The organism is Bartonella birtlesii IBS 325 (assembly GCF_000273375.1).
GTDB classification, from domain to species: domain Bacteria; phylum Pseudomonadota; class Alphaproteobacteria; order Rhizobiales; family Rhizobiaceae; genus Bartonella; species Bartonella birtlesii.
The window spans coordinates 10001-31257 of the sequence record NZ_CM001557.1 but is presented as its reverse complement, the minus strand read 5'-3'; the positions used below and the strand labels follow the sequence as shown (position 1 = coordinate 31257).

Annotated in this window: 16 protein-coding genes, 1 pseudogene and 1 riboswitch (1 of these 18 cut by a window edge); of the genes and pseudogenes, 9 read left to right on the top strand and 8 right to left on the bottom strand. The window is 38.8% G+C overall.

All coding sequences use genetic code 11. From position 1 onward, the window contains the following. Positions 1-182: 182 nt before the first annotated feature. The gene (locus tag QWU_RS00130) at positions 183-809 is read left to right on the top strand and encodes an SH3 domain-containing protein (protein WP_006590380.1); all 627 of its coding nucleotides are present in this window, start codon (positions 183-185) and stop codon (positions 807-809) included. A gap of 86 nt (positions 810-895) precedes the next feature. Here QWU_RS00130 and QWU_RS00125 read toward each other — a convergent pair whose 3' ends face one another. Further along, positions 896-1927, bottom strand: a complete 1032-nt coding sequence (locus QWU_RS00125) for an aspartate-semialdehyde dehydrogenase (RefSeq protein WP_006590379.1) — start codon at positions 1925-1927, stop codon at positions 896-898. Between the two features lie 358 nt (positions 1928-2285). Further along, positions 2286-2444: a hypothetical protein gene (locus QWU_RS09850; protein ID WP_155816215.1), complete on the bottom strand. Its 159-nt coding sequence runs from the start codon at positions 2442-2444 to the stop codon at positions 2286-2288. 882 nt (positions 2445-3326) lie between these two features. Here QWU_RS09850 and QWU_RS00115 point away from each other — a divergent pair. Continuing rightward, entirely contained in the window at positions 3327-4568 is a 1242-nt protein-coding gene (locus tag QWU_RS00115) for an MFS transporter (RefSeq protein ID WP_006590377.1), read from the top strand. A 624-nt stretch (positions 4569-5192) separates the two neighbouring features. On the opposite strand, the gene QWU_RS00110 is transcribed toward QWU_RS00115, so the two are convergent. Both QWU_RS00110 and QWU_RS00105 read right to left on the bottom strand, forming a co-directional pair. Continuing rightward, the gene (locus QWU_RS00110) at positions 5193-5393 is read right to left on the bottom strand and encodes a Trm112 family protein (protein ID WP_006590376.1); all 201 of its coding nucleotides are present in this window, start codon (positions 5391-5393) and stop codon (positions 5193-5195) included. Positions 5394-5411: 18 nt separating this feature from the next. Continuing rightward, positions 5412-6068, bottom strand: coding sequence for an LON peptidase substrate-binding domain-containing protein (locus QWU_RS00105; protein WP_006590375.1), 657 nt, complete (start codon positions 6066-6068; stop codon positions 5412-5414). A 483-nt stretch (positions 6069-6551) separates the two neighbouring features. Next, positions 6552-6651, top strand: a riboswitch (glycine riboswitch). Positions 6652-6788: 137 nt separating this feature from the next. On the opposite strand from QWU_RS00105, the gene gcvT reads away from it, so the two are divergent. Genes gcvT through gcvP form a run of 3 tightly spaced genes read left to right on the top strand, consistent with a single transcriptional unit; the run spans position 6789 to position 11082 of the window. After that, complete coding sequence (gcvT, locus tag QWU_RS00100; RefSeq protein ID WP_006590374.1) at positions 6789-7907, top strand: glycine cleavage system aminomethyltransferase GcvT; 1119 nt, start codon at positions 6789-6791, stop codon at positions 7905-7907. 5 nt (positions 7908-7912) lie between these two features. After that, the gene (gene gcvH / locus QWU_RS00095) at positions 7913-8281 is read left to right on the top strand and encodes a glycine cleavage system protein GcvH (RefSeq protein WP_006590373.1); all 369 of its coding nucleotides are present in this window, start codon (positions 7913-7915) and stop codon (positions 8279-8281) included. A 5-nt stretch (positions 8282-8286) separates the two neighbouring features. Continuing rightward, positions 8287-11082 (top strand): aminomethyl-transferring glycine dehydrogenase, encoded by a 2796-nt coding sequence (gcvP, locus tag QWU_RS00090; RefSeq protein WP_006590372.1) that lies wholly within the window; start codon positions 8287-8289, stop codon positions 11080-11082. A gap of 262 nt (positions 11083-11344) precedes the next feature. Here gcvP and alr read toward each other — a convergent pair whose 3' ends face one another. Beyond that, positions 11345-12463: an alanine racemase gene (gene alr / locus QWU_RS00085; protein ID WP_017195908.1), complete on the bottom strand. Its 1119-nt coding sequence runs from the start codon at positions 12461-12463 to the stop codon at positions 11345-11347. 727 nt (positions 12464-13190) lie between these two features. Between alr and QWU_RS00080 the strand changes: the two genes are divergently transcribed. Continuing rightward, the gene (locus tag QWU_RS00080; protein WP_006590370.1) at positions 13191-14021 is read left to right on the top strand and encodes a ferredoxin--NADP reductase; all 831 of its coding nucleotides are present in this window, start codon (positions 13191-13193) and stop codon (positions 14019-14021) included. Here the strand turns inward: QWU_RS00080 and eda are convergent. Further along, positions 13991-14656, bottom strand: coding sequence for a bifunctional 4-hydroxy-2-oxoglutarate aldolase/2-dehydro-3-deoxy-phosphogluconate aldolase (gene eda / locus QWU_RS00075; protein ID WP_006590369.1), 666 nt, complete (start codon positions 14654-14656; stop codon positions 13991-13993). The two genes, QWU_RS00080 and eda, sit on opposite strands and share 31 nt — an antisense overlap. Before the next feature lie 110 nt (positions 14657-14766). On the opposite strand from eda, the gene trhO reads away from it, so the two are divergent. The 3 genes from trhO (at position 14767) to QWU_RS00060 (ending at position 18548) form a co-directional block, all read left to right on the top strand. Continuing rightward, entirely contained in the window at positions 14767-15684 is a 918-nt protein-coding gene (trhO, locus tag QWU_RS00070; RefSeq protein WP_035451596.1) for an oxygen-dependent tRNA uridine(34) hydroxylase TrhO, read from the top strand. A gap of 1103 nt (positions 15685-16787) precedes the next feature. Further along, a complete protein-coding gene (locus tag QWU_RS00065) occupies positions 16788-17921 on the top strand; it encodes a type III PLP-dependent enzyme (protein ID WP_017195907.1) in 1134 nt (377 codons plus the stop codon). Positions 17922-17963: 42 nt separating this feature from the next. Next, complete coding sequence (locus QWU_RS00060) at positions 17964-18548, top strand: GNAT family N-acetyltransferase (RefSeq protein ID WP_017195906.1); 585 nt, start codon at positions 17964-17966, stop codon at positions 18546-18548. 374 nt (positions 18549-18922) lie between these two features. Here the strand turns inward: QWU_RS00060 and QWU_RS00055 are convergent, their stop codons facing one another. Together QWU_RS00055 and QWU_RS08755 are read right to left on the bottom strand one after the other, a co-directional pair. Then, positions 18923-20494: a DHA2 family efflux MFS transporter permease subunit gene (locus QWU_RS00055; RefSeq protein ID WP_006590365.1), complete on the bottom strand. Its 1572-nt coding sequence runs from the start codon at positions 20492-20494 to the stop codon at positions 18923-18925. Positions 20495-20515: 21 nt separating this feature from the next. Further along, positions 20516-21257, bottom strand: a pseudogene (locus QWU_RS08755) (HlyD family secretion protein) (it continues 355 nt past the right edge of the window).

Genomic DNA, 21257 nt, shown 5'->3' with positions numbered 1-21257 from the left:
ATTGTGCAATCAAAACAATAGCCCGGTGTATAGGGTGGCAGGGGACAAAGTAAGAGAGCTGTTCTCTAAATGTGATGGGTTTTTGAAGGCGAGACAAGAATTTATTACTATTTGACTGAAACGTGGCAAATTTTTGCAATGACAAATATTTTGTCTTTCATACTCTGGAGAGGAAAAAAATAATGTTAAAAAAGAATTTCTTATCAACCACAATGATTTTGTTAGCTGTGGGTGGATTGGGGCTTGGAATGACTGTTTCTCATGCGGTAGCTGGAACAGTTGCGCGCGTCGCATCGGGTAAGGCGGTTTTACGTACAGGACCAGCGAAAGCTTACAAGGTTATTGCTACCATTCCAATGGGAGGAAAAGTGCAAATTCATGGTTGTCTCTCCAATAAAGCTTGGTGTTCTCTACGTTATAATGGCAAGGATGGTTGGGTTTTGGCACATTATGTAAATGTTAACAATGTTCCTACGATTTCTTTTGCACATATGCGTGTAAAGCCGCACTCTATGATAAAAACACAAAAAGGAAAAGTGAAACAGGCTACTCCTCGTTTCAAATCTATGAAAGTACCTCAAAAAACACGAAAAAACGTGCAAAAATTATACAGAACAGATATGATTATTGATTCAACGGGGGTCAAAAAAAGAGATGAACGAACAATTTTTAATCCATCACCAAAAGCACAAGGCGTCTCTGTAAAGCATGTAAATGCTTATAATCCATTTTTCCCTGAAGATGTCAATTTCAAAAACTTTGAGCGCAATGAAACGCGTTACCGTATTGTAACTTATCCTGCTCCATAAGGGTGAAAAAATTTATTGTTGTTAGGATAACAGAAAAAAATTATGGCAGCATGAAACGGAAGAATATCTCATGCTGCTCTTTTTATTTAATTTGCTGCCTTAGGTTTTATCAAATTACGTGCAATAAGGAGTTCAGCAATTTGCACGGCATTCAATGCCGCTCCTTTTCTTAAATTGTCAGCAACAACCCAGAAAGCTAAGCCATTTTCAACGGTGATATCTTCACGAATACGGCTAATAAAGGTATCATCTTCACCAGTACATTCATAGGGAGTGGTATAACCACCGTCTTCATGTTTATCGATAACTTGGCAGCCAGGTGCATCACGCAGAATGGCTTGTGCTTCATAGGCGCTTAGTGGTTTTTCAAATTCAACATTTACAGCTTCAGCATGACCGATAAAGACAGGTACTCGAACAGCAGTGGCTGTTAGTTTGATCTTAGGATCAAGAATTTTCTTTGTTTCAGCCGTCATTTTCCATTCTTCTTTGGTATAGCCATCTTCCATGAACACATCGATATGGGGAATGACGTTAAAGGCAATACGTTTGGTAAATTTTTTTGTTGTGATTGGATCTGCAACAAAAACTGCTCGCGATTGTTCAAAGAGTTCATCCATTCCTTCTTTACCAGCTCCAGAAACCGATTGATAAGTGGATACAACAACGCGTTTAATGATTGCTGCATCATGAAGAGGTTTTAAAGCTAAGACAAGTTGAATTGTTGAACAATTAGGATTTGCTATAATATTACGCTTGGAAAAACCATCAATAGCGTGTGCATTGACTTCGGGAACAATCAACGGGACATTTGCATTGTAGCGCCAAGTGGATGAATTGTCTATTACCACACAGCCAGCAGCAGCGATTTTGGGAGCATATTCTTTGGAAATATTTCCTCCCGCAGACATAAGACATAGATCGGTATCGGAAAAATCGTATGTATCAAGCGCTTTTACTTTTAAAGTTTTGTCACCATAAGAAACTTCTTGCCCTAATGAACGCCGTGATGCGAGAGGAATAATTTCATGGGCAGGGAAACCACGCTCTTCTAAAATTGTGAGCATTTCACGACCAACATTTCCCGTTGCGCCAACAACTGCAACTTTAAAACTCATTTTTTTATACTCCTGTTCCTCTCCACATTTCTCCCTTCGGGCTATACTCAGGAGAAGGTGCGTTGGTCAAGGAATATTTAGGTATCTTCTCAATTTTCAGAAAGTTAATCTTTATGTACAAGTTTCATTAAGCTGATAGATTTAGCTTATTTTGCACATTAGCGTTTTTGTATATTTGAGAGTGGAGGAAATTTGAATATTTTATACTAGGCTTATGTGAAGATTACTTCATGTTTTAATTTTCTGAATTCTTTCGCTTTTATCTATTGTGTTCTTTAAGTTTTTTGTAAGAGCCTCCATGCTTTTATCTTTTGTAATAAGTTTTTAAAGTTTTTTGTTGCAGCAAGCTTGAGGAAAATTATGAAAATAAGCTGCTGTTTTCTTCATGAGCAATTTTGCTCGATATTTTGTCATCATAGGGGGCTGAGGTCTTTCCTTTTGTTAAGATATCTGCATAAAAAAAGGAGACTGGAACATCCAGTATATCGGCAATTTTCTGCAAGCGTCCTGTGCTCACATGATTTATGCCTTTTACATATTTTGAATTTGTTGAAAAGTAACACCTAAGCGACTGCCTCATCGTTGTTGTGAAAGCTCTATGATGTTTCTTCTGAGACGAATTTTTTCCTACAGTGATATCGTTAAAATGTGGATTTTTCGCACGCACTTTATCCCCTCTGGGTGCGAGCGTCTTCGCATTAATATTCCGGAGTCTGGAAGCACTGGCATTGAATCAGCTTTTTGCTTTTAGTACTTCGAGTACTTGTATATAACAAGAGCCCCCGGAAATTCCGGGATACCCGCAAAGCGGACTTGTTCTGTGTTCGATGTTAGAGCCTCCAGGCCCTATTGATTGTTGCATATATGACAAATATCACGAGTTCATTCATAGGAGACTTTCTTTAAATCGTTAATTAGAATTAAAGCGGTTGTGCTTGTTGTTTTTTTGCAAAATTTACATGCAACTGTTACAATGTGTCTTTGCTGTTTTCATAAGAATTTAGTTCATTTTTTCTCTATTTTTTTGAAAGCCATGAATGCTTAAATGCTCTGTGTTTTAAAAGGGGTGAGTTCAGATTTTTAATTGATTATTTTATTGAGAATTTGTTTCTTATTACTTGGTGTATTTTTAATGCCTTGGGGGCAATAAAATCATTTGCTTACACGTCAAAAGCGGGGCGGGCGTATGGGTAGAAATAAGGACAGGGAGGAATAGAAATACTTCTTATGGATTGGTTCAGATGCCAAGAAGTTTGAGTATTTTTTAAAGGTTTTCTATGAACTTATAATTTATTAAGCAATTTATAAGAATATACGATTTCTTTGAAGTTTATATCACCAATTTTATTAAAGGGAGTATAACTTTAAGTGTAAGAAAGTTTAATATCGGATAGTTGAGATGAATTTATTTTTGAAAAAGAGTCCCTTCTCTCTTTTTTGTTCTCTCTTTATTTCTAAAGTTGGTGATTATGCTTATGAAGTTGTTTTTATTTTACTTGTCTTAGAATTAACAGATAACTACTTTTTTACAGGTCTTGTGTATTTTTTTCGATTTATTCCTTTTCTCTTTTTTGGTCCTATAGGAGGTTGGTTAGCTGATAATTTTTCTTTGAAGAAAAATATGATTTTAAGTGAATTTGTTAGATTATCAACCTCATTATTCATTTTTATAACATATATAACAGGTAGCACACATATTATTTTTCTTATTTTTGCAGCAATATGTACAACGATAGGAAGAAGTATTTTTCAACCAAGTTTTCAAGCTGCTATTCCGAGAATGTTTTCAATAAATGATCTTACAAAGGCAAATAGCATTGCACAAATTATAAATGAGACTGCATCGGTAATTGGCCCTTTAGTTTGTTCGGTACTGCTTTCTTTGGCAAATAAATCGACAGTACTCATTTTTGATTTTTTTACCTATTTTATATCTATTATATTGTTATTTAACCTCATGAATTTAAATTCAAATGAGAATAAATTGTTTAATTTTATAAAAATTTATCGAGAAACAGCCTTCTATCTTAAATATATTTCTACAGAAAATAATAATTTATTTATTATGCTCGTTGGCTCATCATTTGCTATTCTCTTTACTGGGGCAATTTTAAGATTTTTAATTCCAGCTTTTGTTCTTTCTATAGGGGGAGAGGAAAGCTTTGTTAGTTATATTTTTTCTCTCATTGCTGTTGGAACTATTGTAGGTGGTTTGTTATATAGTAAAATTATATTAAATGTTACATCGTTGAAGCTCATGATATTTTGGCTTTTGTATGGGGTTATTATGTTTGTTATGCCTTTAGCCGCAATATTTTATTTAAAACTCCTTCTAGTGTTAGCATTTGTTTTAGGATTTATTGGTGCATTTGTGGATATTAGTTTAGTCTCAGCTCTTCAATTATATTCTCGTCGTGAAGATTTTGGTAAAAGTTTTGGAACTTTTTCAACTTTAGCGAACTCTGCTGAAGCAGTATCTGGCTTTATTGCTGGATTTTTTGCACTTGTGGGATTAATGAGCTCTTTTTTAACTATGTCTGCATTAATTATTTCTACTGGAATTATTGGAGTTATAAAAATTAAGAAAAATAAAGCTATAACACCGCTTAACACTACAGTAGATGACGATCGCCGTAGATAATTTGTCATTCAGATGTAAAATTAAGTTGGAGTTATAATGTAAAGTTAGACTCATAACATGGCTTACGCAAAGCTTGTATCATCCTTTTGTATGACAATGGCTTTATTATAACCGTATCTTCAATTATGGAATCTGGTATGGAGTTTGGAAGTATTGAAACCGAGTCAATCTCTTGCTTTTGGTGCTGCAAAGCACTTGGACATCATAAGAGCTTCCGAAATCTCTGAAATATCCACCAAGCGAATTTATTTAGTATTTAATTTTTGAGCTTCCAGATTCTATAGAATTTTAGGGATGATACCCAAAATTACAAGTTTATTGATAGGATAATTCCTTAGTTTTTAGTGTATTTTAAAATGCCATTTGAGGGCAATAGATGTGTTGTCTTTAAGATCATAATTTTTTGTAAGAGCGCAAAAGAACTTGCGGAAAATTTCTTCATGAACTTTTTAAAGCTACACAACATTAGAAGTGTTTCAAGAAAATTGTGGCGGATAGCTTGTTAGAAAATTTCTTTTTCGAGCGAGAAAATATAAAAAAATAGGAATAAAAGAGATCTTTTGGTGAAAAAGGACTCGAGAACAGTACGCTATCATCAACAAAAATGTATAAGGGTTGTTATTCTTATGTGCTATTTTTTTCATTATTTTTCAAAGAACGTGCTTCAGAAGCAAGCATAATAGGAACACCGTCACGAATAGGATAAGCAAGTTTTGCTTTGAGTGAAATTAATTCTTGTGTTTTTCGGTTTAAAGAAAGTGTGCCCCCTGTGATTGGACAAATGAGCAATTCAAGCATTTTGGGGTCGGTGGTCATTTTTTTCATATTTTATCCTTTATTCTTTCAATGGTACTCCGCTCCTGTTTGTTTCATAAGTGAGTATTCCGTTAAAGCAAGAAGAGTTTGGGCGCGACTACCGATATCTGGAGCTTCCAGTAAAGCTTGTTTTTCTGCTGGTGTAAAGGGAATAAGGGCTGAAAAAGCATTCACCAATAGCGGGGTGGGTGCTTGTATGATACTGTTCCAATTATATTCCATTTCATTTATCGTGAGATATTGCTCAACAATATTGAGGAGGTTTTCTCGATTAATGTCTGCTGCAATATCGTGCTCTTGTAAGTCTTTTATATTTGATCGGATGAGAGCAGTTCGATAAGGTTTTGTGTGCACCAACTCCTGTTCTAGAGTAAAGCGACAAACGCCTTGTAGGATAATGAAAAGCTGCCCATTGCCTGTTTCACTATAATTGGTAATGCGTCCTATACAGCCTGTTTTGTAAAGCTGTGTGGAGCAGCAATCTGGTGCCGATGAAAGCGGTTGAATGATTCCCAGTAAACGATTAGATACCATAACATTTTCAACCATTTCAAGCGCTTCTGGTTCGAAAATATTGAGTGATAGAAAACCACCAGGCAGTAAGAGTGCTCCCTCTAGTGGAAAAAGAGCAATTTGTTTTGGGAGATCATTTTCACAATTGTAATGGATATTGCCGGCTTTCATGAGTATTTTGTAACCTTTGTTCGATGAAGTTTGGTATGTAAATAACCGCAATTTATGACACTATTTAGAGACAAAAATCGAAAGAGAAGAAAAATCAATTTCTTGTGTGTTAAGTTTATAAAATACGTGGAATCTTTCCTCTTAAAAGATATAAAACTCTGTGGTTTAAAATTAGTCTGTGCAAGAGGGATATTGTGTTATAATTTTCTTGAAGACCTAAGATCTTCGGCCTTTTTCAACGTGAAATTTTCGCTTTTTTCAAATTATATCTTTGTGTATGGCCTTTAAAAAATTTTTCTCCTTGATTTTCTGAAACGCGGCCGCTTAACAATTTTCAGGATTCTCAAAAGATCTACATTATAAGTCTTTTAAAGTAGCTTATGCAAGTTTAAAATTAGAATGCTTTCATCACTTTCCTAATGACAGTGTGACAAAGATAGGATATAGACTGAAATATGTCGGAAAGGGCGTTATCGTTTCTTTCATTCTTTTGCGGGAGAGTGCAGACTGCAAACTTTCGCACCTGCCGCCGAAGGGGAAAATAGCCCATAATCTCTCAGGCTCTAAGGACCGTAAAAGGAGCAAGGCAGATCTGGAAAGTCGGAAAGGTCCGCGCCGAAGGTGTAAGCGAAAAGTCTTTTCGCGAGTCTCTCAGGTTTGTAACAGAAGGGTGCAGAGACGTCCATATCGTGTGGGCGTTAGCGCAGCTTTGGAGATATTATGGGTACATCACAAGAATTTGAAACATCTTCTTTAAAAATGCTTCCTTTACACGAATTGCATGAAAAGGCTGGAGCGAAGTTTGGTGCTTTTGCTGGTTGGCAAATGCCGTTGACCTATCCTCTTGGAGTCTTGAAGGAGCATCTTCATACGCGTGCACATGCAGGACTTTTTGATATTTCTCATATGAAATTGATTGCCATTGAGGGTGCACAAGCAGCAGAATATTTATCGTACGCTCTCCCTGTTGATGCAGCATTGTTAAAGATTGGTCAATCACGGTATAATTATTTGCTTAATGAGCAGGCTGGTATCCTTGATGACCTTATCATTACTCGATTGGCAGAAAACCGTTTTATGCTGGTCGCCAATGCTGGAAATGCACAAGCGGATCTTGCGGAGCTTGAGAGGCGTGTTGTTGGTTTTGATTGCCAAGTCATTGCTCTTGAGAGGGTATTGCTTGCTCTCCAAGGTCCACAAGCGGCAGCTGTTATGGCTGATGCTGGGGTGCCTGGTAATGAACTGTTGTTTATGCAAGGATTTGAGCCACAACAAGATTGGTTTATAACGCGTTCTGGTTATACGGGAGAAGATGGTTTTGAAATTGCTCTTCCCATAGGGCAAGCTCATGCATTGGCTGAAAAATTATTGAGAGATTCTCGTGTTGAATGGGTTGGTCTTGCGGCGCGTGATAGTCTTCGGCTAGAAGCAGGATTGTGTTTACATGGGAATGATATTACGCCCGATACGACACCTATTGATGCTGCATTGACATGGGCTGTTCCCAAAAATGTACGAGAAAAAGCGCAATTTTATGGAGCAAAGGCTTTTCTTGAAGCTCTTCAGAAAGGGCCTTCTCGTTGTCGTGTTGGATTAAAACCGCAAACGCGTCAGCCTATTCGTGCGGGTGCGATACTTTTCGATGATGAGGGAAAGCAAATTGGCGTGGTGACGTCAGGTGGTTTTGGTCCTTCTTTTGATGGTCCTGTTGCGATGGGATATGTTCCTGTTGATTGGAAAGTAGAAGGAACGGAAGTCTTTACGGAGTTGCGTGGCAAAAAGATGGCACTGTCTGTCCATTCACTTCCTTTTGTCGAACAACGTTATTTTAAAGGATAATTTTTATGTCTAAAACTTATTTTACACAAGATCATGAATGGCTCAGTGTTGAAGGACAAGTGGTTACTGTTGGGATTACACATTATGCTCAAGAACAGTTAGGGGATTTGGTTTTTGTTGATTTGCCAAGGAAGGGGACACAGCTTTCTAAGGGGGATTCTGCTGCCGTTGTGGAATCAGTGAAAGCGGCTTCAGATGTCTATGCTCCTCTTGATGGTGAAGTGGTCGAAATGAATGAGGCATTGGCAAATAATCCTGAACTGGTCAACCAAAAGGCTGAAAAAGAAGGTTGGCTCTGGAAAATGACATTGCAGGATGCAACGCAACTTGAAGGGTTGCTGGATGAGGCTGCTTATAAAGCACTGATTGGATGATTGCTATGTTGGAGCGTCATTTTTTTTCTCGCCATATTGGACTTCGTTCTGATGAAACACAAAAAATGCTTGATATTTTAGAGCTAGATTGTGTTGACACACTGGTTTCTCAAGCTGTTCCGCATTCTATCCATTTGGGGCGTTCGCTTAATCTCCCAAAGGCTGCAAGTGAAGGGCAAGCCTTGGAAGAATTATCCAAGATGATGGAACGTAACCATGTGCACAAAAGTTTTATTGGGCAGGGATATCATGGAACCTATGTGCCTCCCGTTATTTTGCGGAATCTTTTTGAAAATCCAGCTTGGTACACCGCTTATACACCCTATCAGGCAGAAATTAGCCAAGGTCGTTTGGAGCTTTTATTTTATTTTCAGACATTGGTGAGTGAACTCACTGGTTTGCCTGTTGCAGCTGCTTCACTTCTTGATGAAGCAACAGCTTTAGCTGAAGCCAACGCGCTGGCTGTGCGTTTTGCGCGTGAGAAAAAGACAAAAATTTCAGTTCAAAGTCTTTTGCATCCCCAGACATTAAGTGTTGCACAAACGCGTGCTGAAACACAAGGGATTCATATAAACGAAAAGAGCGAAATTTGTTCTGATACAGCTGCGATTGTTTTGTCTTGGCCAGATACAAAAGGCTCTTTTAACGATTACACTGACGTCATTAAAGAGGCAAAAGCAAAAGGGGCTCTGGTGATCGTTGTTGCTGATCCTTTGGCACTTACCTTGATGGAACCACCAGCGCAATGGGGGGCTGATATTGTTGTAGGTTCCATGCAACGTTATGGCGTTCCTATGGGATTTGGTGGTCCCCATGCTGGTTATCTCGCGGTAAGCGAAGCTTTAACCCGCCTCATTCCAGGACGTATTGTAGGTCAATCCGTTGACACAAAAGGACGCGTTGGTTTTCGTTTGGCATTGCAGACACGTGAGCAACATATCCGGCGTGATAAAGCGACGTCGAATATTTGTACAGCACAGGCTTTGTTGGCAAATATGGCAACGGCTTATGCCGTTTGGCATGGACCGCAAGGTTTGCAGGAAATTGCTCAGCGAATTCATCATTTAACGTGTCGCTTTGTTGCTGGTTTAGAGGCAGCAGGTATTCTTTGTGAAGGAGAAGCTTTTTTTGATTGTGTAAGCATTGTTGTTAAGGGAAAATCTCGAGAGATTGCGCGTCAAGCGAAAGCAGGTGGGCGTCTTGTTCGTGTTCTCGATGATGATCGAGTTGTGATCAATTTTGATGAATTATCAACACAAGAAGATGCTTATGCTTTAGCGCAGCTTTTTGGTGCACAATTAGTTGATCAAGTTTCTCCAAGGCTTATGGGGAAAAGACGTGATACTGCTTTTCTTTCACAGCCGTTTTTTCATGCCGTTCATTCAGAGACGGATATGATGCGCTTTTTGCGTCGTTTGGCCGACAAAGATTTAGCATTAGATCGGGCAATGATTCCGCTTGGTTCTTGTACGATGAAACTTAATGCAGCAGCTGAGTTGATGCCTGTGAGTTGGCCTACGGTAGCCAATATACACCCCTTCACACCTAAAGAGGATGTGGTAGGGTATTTGGAAATGATTAACCAATTAAATGCGTGGTTGTGTGAAATCACAGGGTTTTCGCAAGTTTCTTTCCAGCCAAATTCTGGTGCACAAGGTGAATATGCGGGGCTTTTAGCGATCCACCGATATCACCAATCACGGGGAGACCATCAACGCACACTTTGTCTCATTCCTGCTTCTGCGCACGGTACCAATCCAGCTTCAGCTCATATGGCGGGTATGGAAGTTATTGTGGTGAAATGCCTAAGTGATGGTGATGTTGATGTTGATGATCTCAAAATGAAGGCACAATTGCATAAGGATAAATTGGCAGCTCTCATGATTACCTATCCTTCAACTCATGGTGTTTATGAAGAAAACATTAAGGAGATTTGCTCTATTATCCACGCAAATGGTGGGCAAGTTTATTTTGATGGTGCTAATCTCAATGCGCTTGTTGGGCTTGCTCGTCCAGCAGATATTGGGGCGGATGTTTGTCATATGAATCTTCACAAAACATTCGCCATTCCCCATGGTGGTGGTGGTCCTGGTATGGGGCCAATTGGTGTGGCAACACATTTGAAGCCCTTTTTACCAGGTCATGAAGAAGATGGATCAACACATGCGGTTTCAGCAGCTCCTTATGGAAGTGCATCTATTCTTGTTATTACTTGGATGTATATTCGGATGATGGGCGCCGATGGCTTGAAATACGCAACACAAACAGCAATTTTGAATGCTAATTATATCGCTGCGCGTCTTTCAAAGGCTTATTCCATTCTTTATCGGGGAAAGCATGGGCGTGTTGCACATGAATGTATTGTGGATACTCGTGTGCTGAAAGAGCAGTATGGGGTGAGTGTTGATGATATTGCAAAACGTTTGATTGATTACGGGTTTCATGCGCCGACGATGTCGTTTCCTGTTGCTGGGACTTTGATGATTGAACCAACGGAATCAGAACCAAAAGCAGAAATTGATCGTTTTTGTGATGCTTTGCTCTCTATTGCTGAAGAAGCTCAGAAAGTCGGTAGCGGTGTTTGGCCTAAAGAAGATAATCCTTTGGTAAATGCACCACATACATTGGTGGATGCTTTAGATGATGCTTGGACGCGACCTTATTCACGACAAGAGGCGGCTTTTCCCGACAGTTCTCTTGATCCAGCAAATAAATATTGGCCTCCTGTTTCACGTATTGATAATGTTGCGGGAGATAGAGTGCTTATTTGTTCTTGTCCACCATTGGGGAATACGTATTAAATTTATTTATATGAAGGAAAAAGCCCACACGAAATGTGTGGGCTTTTTTTCACCTGTTATGATAAATTGGACAATTTTCCCTTGGTTTTTGTTTTTTCGTAAGAGTTTTTAAATAAATTAGTGCTTTTCATTATTCTGTTTAAGCATGTTGATGAAAAATATTGATACACAAAGTTTGAAGAAAGCATTAATGGATAGCTTTATATTTGGCTGTTTAAAATCATGTAATGAACAGGATGATTTTGTCTTTCTTGAAAGTGTTTTAAATATAAATACGTTTATAGCGGTTTCCTAAAGAAGTAAGAATTTCATTTGGAATGGTGTTGGCGTCGGTTGCTATTTTTTCGAGGGTTTGATGGGGGCCAATGAGTTCTATCCAATCACCTCTTTGAGGTTTTTTATCAAGATCGGTAGCATCAACTATGATAGAGTCCATAGAAACGCGTCCAACAATAGGAAGTTTGTGCCCGTTGAAATAAACGCTACCTTTATTCGAAAGAATGCGTGGCCAACCATCTGCATAGCCGATAGAAATGGTTGCAAGAGTACTCGGTCTTTTGGTAATAAAGCTTTCTCCATAACCCACAGGTATTCCTGCGTCAACAAAGCGGCTTTGAAGGACTTGTGCTTCAAGTTTTAAAACGGGTTTGAGAGTGGTTTGGTGTTTGCCATTGGGATCAACACCGTAAAGTGCAATGCCGGGGCGAACAAGATCGAAATGAAAATCTGAACCAAGAAAAATGCCTCCAGAATTGGCAAATGAGACCTTACAGATAGGCAATTTTGCAAGGAGATTTCTAAAAACAGCTAATTGTATATCGTTGGATGAATGTGTGTCATCCTCTCCATTTGCAAGGTGACTGAGAAGATATTTTATTTCTGCGTTTTCAAAAATTGAGGGTTGTTTGATAAGTTTTTCTAACTCTTTTTTATCAAGTCCTAATCGGTTCATATTGGTATTAATTTGAATAATCGCTGGAAACTTTTTATGTTTTTTTTGGCAAAGTATTTGCCAGTTTTCAATTTCTTTCCAAGAATTAAGAACAGGAATAATACCCGATTGTGCAACAAATTCTTCTGCTGTATGTGGAAGACCATTCAAAAGAGCAAGTGTGATATTGGAAGGTAAAATATTTTTTAATTGGAGTGCTTCTTCAATTTTGGCGACAAAAAAAATGCGGCAACCCGCTTGATAAAGTGCAGGGGCAATTTTGTGTGCACCAAGTCCGTAAGCATTGGCTTTAACAACTGCAGAACATTCTGCTGGAGCAACATATTGGGTTAAAGTTTTGTAATTTGCAACAATAGCACGCACATCGATGGTTGCTATAGCTGTAGCAGGAAATAATGCATGTTCTTCATCATTAATGGATTTATTCATTTTAAAATTCTTTCTCGAGTCTGTGAGACACGAAGTTCCCTTTGCTTCGCTCATATCGTTTTTTATGATATATAAAAAGGAGGCCTATAAAGTTTGTTATTGTTAAAGTCATGAGCACTTCATCTTGATCATATGTTATTAAAGTACTCTTTTAAGGTAAAATGTTTGCTTCTGGATCATAAAGAGATTCCGTAGTTTTATTGATGTGATTATAAACATCTTATCCTCTGATAATTGGAAGAAGAATAGGCTTTTTTTCCTGTTTGCAGTTGTCATATGCTTTAAAAATAAAAACACAGCTATGTTGTATTATTTTTCATAATGAAGTCAAAAGATTTTAGTATAAATAGCGTGAGCGGAGTGTGTTTTTAATAAAATTGACTTTATCTGTAATGAGTTAAAGGTGGGCTTTATGATCCATGACAGAGTCAAAAAAACTTTTTATTATTTTTAGTTTGTTTGCCAAGTTATGCTATTTTATTGGGAGGATTGTCTTTGTTCAAGCATGTACGGTCTATTCATTTGCGTTTGATCGAATTTCTTTTTTCACCAAAATAATAATGTAATTTGGTGTTTTGTGTGTTTTTTCTTTGCAACTAATTTTGATATAAAAGTGTTAATCGTAAGGCTTGTATTTTAAGAAAAATATTGGCAGATGATGATGCAAGTATTATATCACTTGGCAAATTCAAGATTTAATATTTAGTGAGATATAGGGAAGAGTTTTATGAATATGTTCGCTACCAATGTTCAATCAAACATCAGCGGCGTTACGTCAAACTTTCCGATTTCTGAAAATGTATTCGCGCTTATTGTTCAAGAGGTTTATCATTATACAGATCGTTTGTTTAAATTTCGATTGAATCGTCCGGAAAGTTTTCGTTTTCGTTCGGGTGAATTTGTTATGATTGGTTTACCGAATGCCAAAAAGCCAATTTATCGTGCTTATTCGATTGCCAGTCCATTTTGGGATGAACAGCTTGAGTTTTTTTCAATCAAAGTTCCAGGTGGACCTTTAACCGAGCATCTACAAAAAATTCAAATTGGTGACACGGTTTTGATGCGGAAAAAATCCACTGGGTCATTGGTTTTGGATGCTCTTATTCCTGGCAAGCGCCTTTATCTACTTTCAACGGGAACAGGGGTTGCTCCCTTTGCAAGCCTTATTCGTGATCCTGAAACTTATGAAAAGTTTTTAGAAGTGGTTCTTATTCAAACAACCAGAAAAAAAGATGAACTTATTTATGCAAAAGAACTTGTTGCTTCTTTACAAGAAGATCCACTAATTGGTGAGTGTGCAAAACAGTTGAAATTTTATCCTATGACAACTCGCGAACCTTCTGAGCATATGGGTCGCATTACGACGGTTATGGAACGCGGTACTTTTTTTGAAACGACAGGTTTGCCAAGAATTCATCCTGATGAAGATCGTGTGATGATTTGTGGTTCGATGGCAATGCTGAAGGATTGTGCAAGAATGTGTGAATCCTTTGGTCTTGTTGAAGGTGCAAATAATGCACCAGCGACTTATGTTGTGGAACGTGCTTTTGTCGGATGAGAGGGGAGTTGTGCTGCTATATGTGCTAGTGCGCTGATGGTATCCCAATCATTTGCTGTAATAAGCTGTTTGGGAGCTATCCAAGAACCGCCAACGCAGAAGACGTTAGAAAGTTGGAGCCATTGAGCTGCATTTTTTTGTGTAATGCCGCCTGTTGGGCAAAATCTGATTTCAGAGAAAGGGGCTGCTAAGGCTTGGATAAAATCCATACCTCCCGCCGCTTTGGCAGGGAAAAATTTAAAATATGAATAGCCTTTATTCGATGCTTGCATGAGTTCACTTGGTGTTATTGCACCAGGGAGAAGGGGGATTTCACTGTTTTTTGCACAATCGATCAATTCGTCTGATAATCCAGGGCTTACGATAAATTTTGCTCCTGCGCGTTCGGCTTGTTCATAATGTATGGTATTGAGAATTGTTCCTGCTCCAACAATTGCTTGCGGCACTTCTTGTGTAATTGCTTTTATTGCATCGTATGCATTGGATGTTCGCAATGTGATCTCCATTGTTTTCAATCCACCTTTAACAAGAGCGCGTGCTAAGGGTACAGCAATTTGGAGATCGTCAATGTGCAAAACAGGGATGACAGTTTGTGCTTGGAGGAGTGTTAAAAGGTGATTTATTTTTTGGCACATGGTTTTTTCTCTAGGAGTGTGTTGTTCGTATAGTGTGATTAAGCACAATATGTTAAAGAGTAGATGAATAGATCTTGAAATTGAATGAAACGCGCGTTATGGCAAGACTTATGGAAAAGAATTTTAAAGTTGCTGCACTTTATTGCTTCGCAGATTTGAAGCATTATTGTCAATTACAGAAACCTTTGCTAGATTTATGTCAAACAAAGGGTATCAAAGGGACACTGCTTTTAGCACAAGAGGGAATCAATGGAACTGTTGCAGGATCTTGTGCTGCGATTGAAGCGTTGGTCAGTTTTATTATAGCTGAGCCCGCATTCCAAACGCCGGAGATTAAATATTCATGGGCATCAAAAATGCCTTTTCATCGCATGAAAGTGCGGTTGAAAAAAGAGATTGTCACAATGGGGGTTGAAGGTGTTAATCCGTTAAAGGCTGTTGGTACTTATGTCGATCCTGAAGATTGGAATGCCCTTATTCAAGATGAAGAGACAATCCTCATTGATACGCGTAATGATTATGAATATGCGCTTGGGAGTTTTCAAGGAGCGATTGATCCGCGTATTAAGACATTTCGGGAATTTCCTGAGTGGGTGCTCAAGCACGAGGCTGATTTAAAGAAGAAAAAGAAAATTGCCATGTTCTGTACAGGTGGGATTCGTTGTGAAAAATCAACAGCTTATGTGCGTGATCTTGGTTATGATCAGGTTTACCATTTAAAAGGTGGGATTCTGAAATATTTGGAAAAAATTCCAAAGGAAAAAAGTTTGTGGTGGGGCGAGTGTTTTGTTTTTGATGAGCGTGTTTCTGTTAAACATGGTCTTGAAGAATGTGGGCGCGAATTATGTCATGCATGTCGTTCTCCTCTTAATGCTGAAAGCAAACTATCGGTTCATTATGAGGAGGGTGTTTCGTGTGATGCTTGTTATAATACGAAGAGTGACGCTGATAGGCAGCGTTTTCGCGAACGTCATAAGCAGTTTCAATTAACAAAATTGCGTGCGATTGATTCTCATCAAGAGTCTTAAAGGCATTATATTTTAGGGCTTGAAACTTTGGTTTTTTTCTTGTTAAGAGAAAAAAGTTTTCGGAGTTGGTGGGAAAGTATTTTATAAAGCTGATTTTTGCTCGGTCTTTTGTTTTGTGTAAAAAATTCAGTAATTTATTTATAAATATATTAGCATTATGCATTTTGAGCCGATATTCTTGATGTTATAATACTCAGTTATTTCAAATACTTTTAATTCTGAAACAGTAAAAACAGTACTATGGTAGTCCAATGGGGGAGATAGCCTCAAGGCGAACGTGTGATTTTAAAAGTTGTTTTAAAATAGACTGAAACATACGATTAATGTGCTATGTTAATGTAAGAGAAAATGCGTTAGCGATGTAGATAAATATAATGATGCTACTGATTTCATAACGTAAAGATTGTCATATTTCATAGATCTTACGTTATACTTTCTAGGTGGTGTTGGGGGGAATAAGGGCACTCAAGTAAAGAGATTCTTTTAAAGTAAGATTGTGAATTAGTAACATAATGGTGTGGGGATTTCGTGAAGGTTACACCCCATTAAAGCGGATAAGGTGACTTATTTGCATGAGGGCATTGTTGCTTTTTTACATCATCTTATCGTTAAAAATTAAAAAATGTTTAAAATAAAAAAAATGATTGAAATGAATAAGAATTCGTTTTATATGAAGCCTTGCCCAAAGTCGCACGTGCCTGTGGGTGTCCGCTGGTTCTCAAATGGTGAGATTAACCGGTACGGTACCTGGAACTAACCGCTCCAGTCATTCTTACGGCCAACCGAAAGAGTGAGGACATCTTGAAGCAACGACGGTGCGGGCCTTTCTGGTGTCTTCCAGCTGTCCAAATGCTGGGATAACTATAGAGGCACACCTCATTGCCTTCAGTGCGGAAGTGGTTTCTCAACTCCAATCAAAAAGGCAGATAAAGTAAAACAACGCGGTTTGCGCGCTGTTTTTTCGCTGTATGCAATGCTAATTTCTGGTTATTTCAGTAATCAGAATGGGGATAGTCATTGTGTGTATTTTGTACTTTGGCTGTTGGCGGCTCTATGCTGTCTAGGCGTAGGGTAGGGATTTTTTTCCCTAGGAGAATTGATAGATGGCGACGCAACGTATTCGCGATTTTCTTGCAACACATTGTTTTGATGGTCCATGCTTGGTTGTTGACCTTGATGTTGTCCGTGAAAATTATTTAAATTTTGAAAAAGCTCTTCCACAGTCCCGTATTTTCTATGCGATAAAGGCAAATCCAGCTCCTGAGATTTTAAGTTTGCTTGCTTCTTTAGGTTCGTCTTTTGATGCGGCTTCTGTTGCAGAAATTGAAATGGCTTTAAAAGCGGGGGCAACGTGTGATCGTATTTCTTTTGGGAATACTATTAAAAAAGAGCGTGATATTGCGCATGCATACGCATTGGGTATTTCACTTTATGCGGTTGATTGTGTTGAAGAAGTAGAAAAAATTGCGCGTGCTGCTCCAGGAGCTCGTGTTTTTTGCCGCGTTCTTACCGATGGAAAAGGTGCAGAGTGGCCATTGTCACGCAAATTTGGCTGTGTTCCTGCTATGGCGGTTGATGTTTTACGTCGGGCACATCAATTAGGCTTGCAAGCGTATGGCGTTTCTTTTCATGTAGGGTCTCAGCAGACAGATCTTAGCGCATGGGATCGTGCTTTATCGGACGCGGCTACAGTTTTTAGGTATTTGGAGCAAGAGGGAATTTCATTGAAGTTGGTTAATATGGGGGGTGGTTTTCCAACGCGTTATTTGAAAGATGTTCCTACAGAACAAGCTTATGGTACGGCTGTTTTTGATTCATTAAAGAAATATTTTGGCAATCGTATTCCTGAGACCATTATCGAACCTGGGCGTGGGATGGTTGGTAATGCTGGCGTTATTCGTACAGAAGTTGTTCTGATATCTAAAAAAGCAGACAATGATAATGTTCGATGGGTTTATCTTGATGTTGGAAAATTTAATGGTCTTGCTGAGACTATGGATGAAGCAATTCGCTATCCTATTGAAACACCTCATGGTGATAAGGCAATGGAGCCTTGTATTTTAGCGGGGCCAACATGCGATTCAGCAGATGTTCTTTATGAAAAAACACCTTATATGTTACCTTTGTCTCTTACGATAGGGGATGAGTTGTTGATCCATGGTACTGGTGCTTACACGGCAACTTATGCATCTGTTGCCTTTAATGGTTTTGAGCCTTTGCGCTCCTACGTGATTTGAATTTTTCTTTATGATGAAGATAGAGTGGGGCGTGTGATAAAGATGAATATGATACATTTTCAAACCAAAGATGGCGCATTTTTTACACTTTCAGGTGAACAAGACATTGATAAACCACATCGCGAACGCTTACTTGATTTAGCTCTAGGGAAGGGGCGTAAGCGTAAGTCTTCAGAAACTTTGCGTCGTGGACAGTTGGCTGCGTGTGGACTCTCTTTTGTTGTCAAAAATGCACTTGGAGAGCTTGTGGGCAGTGTACGTCTTTGGCATGTTCGATTTAACAAAGGGAAGAATGGAACACAGCAGGCTTTGCTTTTGGGGCCTCTGGCTGTTTCAGCGAAGTGTTCCGGTATGGGAATAGGATCGTTTCTTATGCAGCATGCAATTGAAACGGCAAAAAAACAGGGTTATGGCGCTATTTTACTTGTCGGTGATACTGAATTTTATCAGCGTTTTGGTTTTTCAAACAGCTTAACAGAAAATTTGGCAATGCCCGGTCCTTATGAAAAACATCGTCTTCAAGCCTTGGAATTGATACCAGAGTATCTTTCCGAATGTCATGGTGTTTTGGTCCCTAGTGGAGAGCGGGAAGGTTTGAGTCGTTTTCAGTGTCATAAAGTGGCTTAAAGCTCTCTTCTCTTCGTTCTTTTTTCAAAAATTGAAGGCTTTACACATCATCTTTGCTGGTGGTCAGGTGTTTTTATACGATATAAGGTTTTAGAATAGATTTATAACGTAGTATGGTTTCTCTTTTATCTTGAATTTATTTTCTGTAATAATTTTTGCTATCCACTGAGAGTACCAATAACTTTCTTCATCTAAAATGATTTTGACAAAATTTATGATGAATTACTATTGGAAATATAGCAAGTTTTGCTTTTTGCAAGATTTCGTTTAGAGACAATGATTCAATATAAAGTTTTGTTCTAACATGTTTAGAAGATACATATATACGGAATGTTTGAAAAGAAAAATACTCCTCGACTTTCATACAGTTAAGCTCAGTGGTTTGCAGGAGCATCGGTGAGAGGTGGTGTTTTTTTGAGAAAAACAGTCAGGGATGTCAAGACGCCAAAGATAATGGTTATTATAAAGAAAATATCGCTAAAAGCCATAACCATTGCTTGGACGCGTACCATATTAAAAAGTTGGAAGAGAGCAAAAGTATGCGGATCAAAGGTTGTGGAGTTAAAGTACATGGTAAGGCTTGAAAGCATTTCGGTTGCTTGGTTATTTCCGTGTTGGACTGTTTCGGCTATTCGTTCATAATGCAGGTCTGTACGTTTTGTCATAAGAGTGCTGATAATAGCAAGTCCCACGGCACCGCCAAGATTACGTGTAAGATTAAAAAGTCCAGAGGCATTTTGCATTCGGTCTGGTGGCAGTGATCCGAGTGCAATGTTATTAACAGGGACCATGCATAACATAACAGAAGCGCCACGGAAAACTTGAGGCCAAAAGAGCTCCCAAAAATCCCAGTTGTCTGTAATAGAGCTAGCCATCCAAGTTCCTAACGCAAAGCCAAAAAGTCCTATCGCCATCATCAAACGTGCATCAATTCGTGCTGAAAGAAATCCGGCAAGGGGTGCAGTTAAGAGCATGACGAACCCTGAAAGAAACAATGTTTCTCCAATCATGAGTGCATCATAATGACGGATTTGACTCAAATAGACAGGATAAAGATATGTAAGGCCATAAAGACCGATTCCAAGCATAAAAGAAAAAACTGCCGCGGTTGAAAAATTGAAATTAGAAAAAGCTGAGAGATTAACGATGGGTTCTTTAGCAGTAAAAGCGCGCCAGAAGAATAAGCTTGCAGAAAAGATCATGATAACGAACAAAGTTAGAATGAGATTGTCATTTAACCAATCATGACGCGCACCTTCTTCTAGAATATACTCCAAAGTCCCCAGAAAAACAGCCATAGAAATGAGGCCTAGCCAGTCAAATTTAGCCATTAAAGAGGGATTAGCTTTATCAAAATCAATCAATTTCCAAGCAAGAATTGAGATAATAATCCCGCAGGGTACATTGATGAGAAAGAGCCAGTGCCATGATAAGATATGACAAAGATAGCCTCCCACTGTTGGACCAATGGTGGGCGCTAACGTTGCTACCAGTCCTACAATAGGAGTAACAATTGGGCGTTTGGAAGGAGGAAAAAGTATATAAGAGGCGACAAAAACGCTGGGGATAATTCCTCCTCCAATAAAACCTTGGAGTGCTCGGTACACAATCATCTCTTCAATAGATGTTGCTGTTGCACAAAGGACAGAGGTAATCGTAAACCCTACAGCTGATATGCTAAAAAAAACGCGTGTTGAGAGCAATCTTCCTAAGAAACCAGAAAGGGGTAACATGATGACTTCAGCGATGAGATAGGAGGTTTGCACCCATGAAATCTCTTCAGAGCTTGCTGAAAGACCAGCCTGAATTTCCGCTAAAGAGGAAGAAACGATTTGGATATCCAAAATAGCCATGAACATGCCAAAGGCCATAGCAATGAAAACTACGATTTTACGGATTTCTGTACGCTCTTGAGAATGTGTAGATTCTGGTATGGGAGATGTCATAGTAAGGTCATTTGCTTTTTGTTATAGGAGATTTTTATCCTGCGGCTTTGTACGAGTGTCAATCTCTACTGAAACACTCATTCCTGCTCGAATACGCCCGGTTTTTAATATTTTTTCTGGAATAGAGATACGTACAGGAATGCGTTGGACAATCTTGGTGAAATTGCCAGTGGCATTTTGTGGGGGCAAGAGAGAAAAAACAGCTCCTGTTGCAGGGGCAATAGAAAGCACTGTACCTGTAAACGCGTCTTTTTTGAAGGCGTCAACAGCAATATAAGCAGTTTGTCCAGCATGAATATTTTGTAACTGTGTTTCTTTATAGTTCGCTTCAATATAAAGTGCATCTATGGGAACTAATGCCGCAAGACGTTGGCCATTCATAACAAAATCTCCCGCTTTTGCGGTTAAATTTCCAATAACGCCATCAAACGGAGCTCGGATAATGGTTGAATCAAGATCACGTTGTGCTTTTTCACGCGTGAGTTCTAAGCTCTTTGTTTGGCTTTCCGTTTCACTGCGTTGCGCTTGTAGAACTTGGATATTTGCACGTGCCGCAGCTATTTGTGCATCTGCACGGTGAACATTCGCAATGGCTTGTTCATAAGCTGATTTGGCATCATCAACACCAGATTGAGGGGCATAACGACTCGCTTTAAGTTCTGTGGTGCGTTTTAAAGTTAGTTGTGCATGGGTTGCTATGGCTGAAGCGGCAGCTTTTTGTGCTTGTGCATCATCTAAAGCACTGTGAGCAGCTGTAATTTGT